The organism is Protofrankia sp. Cas4 (genome assembly GCF_963555915.1).
Lineage (GTDB): Bacteria > Actinomycetota > Actinomycetes > Frankiales > Frankiaceae > Protofrankia.
Genome location: NZ_CAUVXL010000128.1, coordinates 38,801 through 46,009, shown reverse-complemented (window position 1 = coordinate 46,009; position 7,209 = coordinate 38,801). Strand labels below are relative to the sequence as shown.

Annotated in this window: 7 protein-coding genes and 3 pseudogenes; 3 read left to right on the top strand and 7 right to left on the bottom strand. The window is 65.7% G+C overall.

The features are described from left to right. On the bottom strand, positions 1–328 hold a 328-nt coding region (locus tag U9979_RS12070), incomplete at its 3' end, for a DUF4277 domain-containing protein (RefSeq protein ID WP_322779457.1). 542 nt (positions 329–870) lie between these two features. On the opposite strand from U9979_RS12070, the gene U9979_RS12065 reads away from it, so the two are divergent. After that, on the top strand, positions 871–1,269 hold the full coding sequence (locus U9979_RS12065; RefSeq protein ID WP_322779456.1) for a hypothetical protein: 399 nt from the start codon (positions 871–873) through the stop codon (positions 1,267–1,269). 24 nt (positions 1,270–1,293) lie between these two features. Here the strand turns inward: U9979_RS12065 and U9979_RS12060 are convergent, their stop codons facing one another. Then, positions 1,294–2,199, bottom strand: a complete 906-nt coding sequence (locus U9979_RS12060; RefSeq protein ID WP_322779455.1) for a recombinase family protein — start codon at positions 2,197–2,199, stop codon at positions 1,294–1,296. Positions 2,200–2,655: 456 nt separating this feature from the next. On the opposite strand from U9979_RS12060, the gene U9979_RS12055 reads away from it, so the two are divergent. After that, on the top strand, positions 2,656–2,799 hold the full coding sequence (locus U9979_RS12055; protein ID WP_322779454.1) for a hypothetical protein: 144 nt from the start codon (positions 2,656–2,658) through the stop codon (positions 2,797–2,799). A 231-nt stretch (positions 2,800–3,030) separates the two neighbouring features. Here the strand turns inward: U9979_RS12055 and U9979_RS12050 are convergent, their stop codons facing one another. Then, complete coding sequence (locus tag U9979_RS12050; RefSeq protein ID WP_322779453.1) at positions 3,031–4,095, bottom strand: WD40 repeat domain-containing protein; 1,065 nt, start codon at positions 4,093–4,095, stop codon at positions 3,031–3,033. Between the two features lie 613 nt (positions 4,096–4,708). Here U9979_RS12050 and U9979_RS12045 point away from each other — a divergent pair. Then, a pseudogene (locus U9979_RS12045) lies at positions 4,709–4,993 on the top strand (IS5/IS1182 family transposase); the annotation flags it as partial. 42 nt (positions 4,994–5,035) lie between these two features. Here the strand turns inward: U9979_RS12045 and U9979_RS12040 are convergent. The 4 genes and pseudogenes from U9979_RS12040 to U9979_RS12030 form a co-directional block, all read right to left on the bottom strand. Further along, positions 5,036–5,251 (bottom strand): annotated as a pseudogene (locus tag U9979_RS12040) (integrase core domain-containing protein); the annotation flags it as partial. Further along, a pseudogene (locus tag U9979_RS25200) lies at positions 5,206–5,625 on the bottom strand (TetR/AcrR family transcriptional regulator); the annotation flags it as partial. The pseudogenes U9979_RS12040 and U9979_RS25200, both read right to left, overlap by 46 nt. Before the next feature lie 624 nt (positions 5,626–6,249). Continuing rightward, a complete protein-coding gene (locus tag U9979_RS25195; RefSeq protein ID WP_416220014.1) occupies positions 6,250–6,714 on the bottom strand; it encodes an RICIN domain-containing protein in 465 nt (154 codons plus the stop codon). Positions 6,715–6,956: 242 nt separating this feature from the next. After that, positions 6,957–7,209: response regulator transcription factor (locus U9979_RS12030; RefSeq protein WP_322779451.1), on the bottom strand; the 253-nt coding region annotated here is incomplete at its 5' end.

The following is a 7,209-nucleotide window of genomic DNA, read 5'->3' as shown; positions in this document are numbered from 1 at the left end:
GCACATCGGTGATCGCCTTCGCTCCGACCGAGCCGTTGATCTGGTCCAGCTGTGGGGCGACGGCGTCCAGGGCCCGGGCGATCCGGTCGTCGTTGAGGAACTCGGGGAGGATCCCGAAGACCTCCTCCACGGCCCACTTCTCAGCCCAGCGGTGCACCTTGAACAACGCAGTGGGCGAGGACAGCCGGTTCGCGACCAGCGCCTCGACGACCTGTCCGTGGGTCAGGTGCGCCAGCTCACGCACCGGGCACAGCCCGTCGATGATCTCGGCCAACCCCAGGCGGCGCATGAACTGCGCAGACGCCGGGAGTCGATTGGCTTGCGCCACGGCGCCACCTCATCGGTTTCGGGAGCGTTCTAGCGTGCGACGGCCCGGAACTTCGCGTATGCGGCGTTCCGGGGGATCTGGTGTTTGTCGAACCAGTCGGCCGGCGGGGTGCCCAGAGCGACGAGGTTGATGATCTCGGTCGCGGGCCAGCAGCGGCGGCAGGACGGCGACCAGGCGCTGATGGCGCGGATCGCTGGCGTAGGACGGCATGGCCGTGAGCCGACCCACCCGCAGCGCGCAGGACGGGAGGTTGGCGAGACTGCGGCAGTCACCTGTTCGGTCGCCGACCTGGCACCGCGTCAGCCGGCCCCGCCTTCGCGGTGAACTCGCCGAGCAAGCCCCGGGACCAGCGGTCCCAGGTCAGGATCGCGGCCAAGGACCCGATCACGGAATCGGCGGATCCTCGGAAGCCTGGGCGGTGCCGCCCGGCGGGCGGGTAGCGTCGCGGCCATGCAGATCCCCAGCGGCAGCCGCTGCCCGACCTGACTGACGCGCAGATCCGAAAGCTCCTGGCCGAGGTCTCCACGAAGATCACGGAGCTGATGGAGGGCATCGGCCCGGCCGTCGAGTACTACAAGGAGGGCGGCCGGAACCGCGAGACGTGGAACCGGCTGTGCGACGGACTCGGCCACGAGGCGCCGAACCTGATGATGGCGCTGTCCGCACCGGCCCACCCCTTCATCGCCGCGGACGCGGAGAACGCGGTCGCCGAGGCGGCGGGCATCACCGCGCGCCTGGGCGGGATGCGCGAAGCACTGCAGCAGCAGGTCGCCAAGGGCCTGCTGATGTCCGTGCTCACCGTGGGCCAGCAGAACCTGGTCGAGCCGGCCGACTGGCCCGACGAACTGGCCGTCGTCGTGCTCGGCGCGGTCCGCCGCGCGGAGAAGGTCAGCCAGGACCCGATGATGGCGAACCTGCGCGACAAGGGCTTCCCCGCGTAGGGCGACAGGGGCAGCGCTGTCCGGTCAGGATGCCGTGGTGATCCGATCGGCGTACGCCCGGTACGCCTTGCGCCCGGCCGGGCTCGCGCCGTCCCCGGCCAGGGCGGCACACTGCGCGAGCGCCGCGCGATGCAGGGTGAGCGCGGCGGTGACGCGCACCGAGTAGCCCCGGCCCCGGCGGATGATCTGGCCCTCCCGCAGCGCCTCACGGATCCCGTCGTCCGCACTGCCCTGCAGGCGCTCGGCGAGCAGGCCGGGGACGTCGAGGACCACCGTCGGCTCGACAGGCTCCGGTTCCTGGTCCGCGGCGTCCGGGAACTGCCCGAGGTCGCCCGGGATGTCGCGGGCGCCGGCGGCGTCCAGGGCGCGGCGGACCGTCCTGGGCGCGACGCCGAACCGCCGCGCGAGCGCCTTCACGGCGACACCCTCGCCGTATGCCTCCAGCACCTCGGCCGCATCGCTCTCGCCGAGTGCGGCCGGGCGGCCGAGGGTCTTGCCGCAGGCCGCGGCGGCGGCTACGCCTTCCCTGGTGCTCTCCGAGACCATGTCGCGCTGGAACTCCAGGACCCCGGCGAGCATCGTGACGAACAGCTTGGTCTGCGGGTCCTCGGCCGCCAGGTCGAAGCCGGACCACGCGCCGGTCGCGATGCGCAGGTGCAACCCGCGCCGCTGGAGGACTTCCCGGATCTGGATGACGTCCTTGGTCGAGCGGAACAGCCGCGCGGCGTCCGCGATCCGGAGGGTGTCGCCGACCGCCGCCTCATCAAGCAGCCGGCGGAACGCGGCCCGGTCGACCGCGTAGACGCGGGAGGAGGTGGCCGGGTCCTCGTACACGGGTGCGCCGGACTTGAGCAGACTATCCAGGATATGAAGTTGACGGGCATTGGTCTGCTTGTCGGTTGAATGCCACATATACAGACGGTCTGTCATCTATCGTCCCTTCTTCCCCGTCCCGGAGGTAGTCGGAACGCGACAGTAGGGGGGCGGAATGGGGAGGCGCAAGCGTGGAGCGGAGCGGATTGGATCGACACCCAGAAATGCACCGGTATGTCCGCCTCTCGCCAATGGATCGGCGGACGGGGGCGCAAACGACCGATTCCGCCCCCACTTCTCATTGGACCGACCCACGGCAGTCCGACCCCATGACAGTCAGCGTCATTACCGAACGTAGCGACAACTACCCTGCGCTACTTGTCGGGCAGCGTCAGCTATACGAGGACTGGGCCGGCGAGCGCGGATCGCAGAAATACACGAGAACTCCCGTCAGTCCGACAATGTCGGCGATCGGTACCGACTGGGCTGCGCTGACCTCCGCCAGCTGCGCGGTGAGATCGCCGGACAGCGCCCAGCACGTACACCATGTCTATGTGCCGGTGGAGGCCGATCGTGGAGTCGCGGACCCGCATGTCCAGGATCGCGTACGGCGGTGCGTGCATCTTCGCCGGGCTGGCCGTACTGATCCTGATCATGCGCCCGGCACCCCGGACCACCCCGGCCGCACTCCCCGACTACGAGGCGACTCGCTCATAGAACCCTGCCGAGGCCGACGCTGTCGTTGTCATATCCGAACGCGGCACTCCATCGTCACCTCCACGCATGATGAGCATGGCTGGCACCTAACTGATCCTGTGGCGAGCAGCGGTCACGAGGCGGACCTGAGCACGGAGGGCGGACTGCGGGAGGCGCTGGGCCGTTTCGAGGGTGCCTACCAGGACCTCTACTGGGACCTCCACCGCTTTCGATAACGCAACAGTGCCGGGATCAGCGCAGCGCCCAGAGTTGAACTGTTCCGCCGACCCCGACGGCCAGAGTCTTCCCGTCCGGGTTGAAGGCCAGCGGCGCCCCGGATGTGCCCGCCGCGGTCATGGCGGAGTTGGCGGATAGGGTGATGGTGCCCGTCGCCTTCCCCGCGGTAACATCCCACAGTTCGACGCCAGTACCGCCGGTGAGCGTGGTGGCCAGAGTCGCACCGTCCGGGCTGAACGCGACCGAGCCGCCGCCGGTGTCGGTGACGGTGGAGACGACCGTGCCGGTGGTGACATCCCAGATCTGCGTACCGGTGTAGGCGCCGTTCTGCAGGTACGACGGGCCAGCGAACCCGGCACCGGCGATGGTCTTACCGTCCGGGCTGAAGGCCAGCGAACTGACCTTGTTGCCGATGACCTTCACCGGATCTGTGGTGGCGAGCCGTAGCGTCGGCCCGGGGGTTCCGGTAGCCACCTGCCACGTGTACACGCTTCCTTGATTGGTGACGCCACCGCCGCCGGCGGCGATGGTCTTGCCGTCGGGACTGAAGGCGAGGCACAACAGGACGGAACTACGGGGCGTGAGCTTCGTAATGTTTTTGCCGGTAGCGACGTCCCAGAGCAGCACCGAGGTCACCCCGCCCCCATTCCCGATGCTCGCGAGCGTCTTACCGTCCGGGCTGACCGCTACGGCTCCGCTGCCACCCAACGGGTTCGTCCCGGTCGTCACCGGGTTCGGAAAGGTGGCGGTGGAGGTTCCGGTACCGACGTCCCACAGTTGTGCCCCATAACCGGCGTAGCCGGTGGCGAGTGCCTGTCCGTCAGGGGTGAAACCCACCGACACATTACCGGGTGCGGTGATGGTGGCCGTGGCCTTTCCCGTCTCCACGTCCCACAATCGCACCCGCTTCTCGCTGCCCTCGTTGCCGGCCAGAGTCCGGCCGTCCGGGCTGAATGCCAGCGGGTCCACGTGCAGGGTGGCGCCGGCGAAGCTGGCAACCTGCCGCAGGCCCGTCGCAGCGGCGGATGGCGAGGCCGTCGGGGCCTGGCTGACCTCCGGTGCGGTACCGGTCGGTGTCACCAGGCCCGCGGCGGAAGGAGCGCCGCCGCCACATCCGGCAACGAACAGGAAGACCGCTGCAAGAGCACAGAATGATGCACTACGCCTACCAACACTTAATCCGACAGCGGGAACCATCGACCAAGCAATCCAATTCTGAGACCGTATGGTCCCGTTGGACGAAGGCCCACCCCTGCGCGCAACCACCGCTGCCGTCCACGCAGCCGCTCGGCGACGACGACCATGAGGCCATGTCGTCATTCCTCCGCCGCAACCGCCCAACAGCATTGCCAACACGCCGAACACGACGATTCCGCAGCCTGATCGGCTGGAAATTCGGCGCCGTGTTGAACCGTTCATTCGTGGATCATCCTTTCGGCGCCGTCGGCAGCATTTGTTCAGGACGATAGTGGCTTCGGATTTCTGGGGAGAATAGTCCATGTATCCCGCATCCGTCCAATGAGCATTTCCATGTAATGACTCATGACCGTACATGACTGACACTCTCCGTAGTCGACACGCCCGAAAACCGACGATTCAACAAGAAAACACGGGATCCCGCCAGGAAGACTGGTCCGACCAAAGATCAGCCTAAGAAAGGTCCCGCGTACCGGCGAGTGTGACATATACGGCCGTGTTGCCATCACGGGAGGAAACCGTTGTGCTTCTGGAGGGTTTACTCGCTGCGGAACGCAGCCGGTGCGGCACCCGCTCCGATATCCGCGCGCTGACCTGCCGCCACCAGGCCGTCCTGGTGCTGCGCTGGTTCCTCGACAACACCCGGCTGCGCCAGCTTGTCACCGACAACACGATCGGGAGATCGACCGCCTACGCCTACCTCCACGAAGGCATCACCGTCCTCGCAGCTCGCGCCCCGAAGTTGGAGTCGGCCCTCCTGGCCGCACAAGCCGCCGACCACTGACCGGCCCCGAATTTTCCGGATAGCCTTTAATGGTTATCTCTATGCCGCAGTCCTCTGTGCGAGGAGGTCGGCGTGAACCTCGGCTGGGGTCCTGTAGTCGAGCCCGGAGTGGAGACGCTTACGGTTGTAAAAGACTTCAATGTATCGGACTGTAGCACGTCTGGCGTGTGCGCGGGTGGCGAAAGTGGTCCGGTAGACGAGTTCGTTTTTCAGGGCCCCGAAGAAGGATTCGGCCATGGCGTTGTCCCAGCAGATTCGGACCGGATTTCCCCGGTGCGCTGACCTTCGGTGACGACAGCCTCAAGAGCGCCTTGGGTTCGTTCGAACATGTTGCGCACATCAAGGGTTGCCTTGGGGTCGGCGCCGCCCAGTTCGGCGGCGGTGTTGACCGCGAGGCATCCGCGCCGGTCGGGATCGGCGGCGTTGGCCTCGACGATGAACTGGAGTGCAGCCCGCAGCCGCGGCTTGACCGGTCCCGGCTGATCGATGATGCGTGCGAGGGTGTCCGCCTGTTGCTCCCGGTAGCGCTCTAGTGCGCGGTCAAAGAGTGCCCTCTTGCTGCCGAACGTGGCATACAGGCTGCCCTTGCCTATACCCAGTTCATCGACCAGGTCCTGGGATGTGGTGCCCGCGTAGCCCTTCCGCTAGAAGACATCCATGGCCCTGTCCACGGCCGCATCCGGGTCGAACTGCTTGGGCCTACCCACATGGGCAAGCCTATCCCAATTCTGAACCTCAAGGTCAAGAAAAAGATGGTGAACCCGCCGGCGTCGGCCAGATCGAGGACCGACCACGTCCCGCCGGGACCGGTGTTTCATGGGTGTTCACCTATGAAACACCGAGATCGGCCAGAGGGGACGGACGTGAAGACGGCAGGGTGTGTCGGCGGGGCGGGGCGGGGCGCCAGCACCGGTACGCCGTTGATCGGCGGGGAAACGAAGGATTGGCTCGTCCTCAACCCGCCGGTCAGAACGGACGCCAGTCGCTGGGGTCGGACGAACCGCGACGGGAGGGAACCGAGCAGGTCATCGACCAGATGTCCGGTCAGCCACTTGCCGCTCACCGCCGCGGTTTCCACGGAATTCGTCCACCGCGGCCTCCAGGCCGACGACAACCAAGAGCTTGACCGAGTAGGGCCGACCACGATCGGGCCGCGACGGCCGCGACATGTCGAAAATCGACCGGTGCGACCGTCGCGGTCTTTAGTGATCACTAAATATTATGTGGAGTCTGTCGGGCATCCCTGTTTTTTCCTACGGGGCAAGTGTCGCCCATTGCTGATCCAGGTGGCTCGGATAGCTACTCCATTGGACCGCATGCGCTCCTAGCTGAGCCGATCCGTTGGCTATACCCATGTAACGGCCGGAGTGATAATTCCGGATCTGGCCCCAGTATGCGGTTGACAGCAGCCAGAGCTCGTCGTGGCTACCGGTGCAGTTGTAGGTGATGAGCTCTGCGTTCGCTTGCACGCCACCGGCGGGAGCAATGCATTTTCCATTGTGGTTGTTTACGATCTCTCGATATCCGTTATACTCATTTTGCACGTGCCAGAGCTGGGCGGTATCGGTTGCGTTGCATTGCTTCTGTTCGAGAACATTGGTGGTTGACACCCAGGAAAGACAATTTCCGAATCCATTCACAAGATGGAAGATGTTGGGGGGTGGATTGAAGGCTGCTGCTGGCCCCGCAACTACACCGCCGAGGGCCGCAAAAACCATAAAGACGAGACCGATGCCGCCTACGCGTTTTCTGATGTCGCACTCTCCCGGTGTGAAAATGATTTGTCTACCATCGCAAGGGTGATTGTCATGCCTTGTTGTCGCGATGGAAACCTGTTCGTCCTTCCGGTTCCGGCCCCGTCCGCTACCGGACAGTCGCGGTGCACCGACATCGGATGGAGACGTCCCTGGTAACGGACCAGATTGGCTGCCGTGGTTTGTCGGCTTCAACCGGTCGGGGATCAGTCGACCCAGCCGAGCCTTGCCGCGAGAATGCCTGCCTGGAAGCGGCTGCCAGCGTCAAGTTGATCCATGATTTCCGAAGTCTGTCGCCGGATCGTCCGGGTCGAGACGCCGATCTTCCTGGCGATGGCCTCGTCCGTCATGCCGGCGGCAAGGAGGCGCAGGACCTCTAGTCGTTGCCCAGTGGGCCTTGCGAGTGCGTCATCCGCTAGCTGGTGCGGCGAAGTCGGCAGCGGATCAGACGTCGTCCAG

Bases quoted from the DNA above. Each gene is read 5' to 3' on its own strand.
- U9979_RS12065 (WP_322779456.1), top strand. From the start codon at position 871: ATGGAGGGCATCGGCCCGGCCGTCGAGTACTACAAGGAGGGCGGCCGG.
- U9979_RS12060 (WP_322779455.1), bottom strand. From the start codon at position 2,199: ATGACAGACCGTCTGTATATGTGGCATTCAACCGACAAGCAGACCAAT.
- U9979_RS25195 (WP_416220014.1), bottom strand. From the start codon at position 6,714: ATGGTTTTTGCGGCCCTCGGCGGTGTAGTTGCGGGGCCAGCAGCAGCC.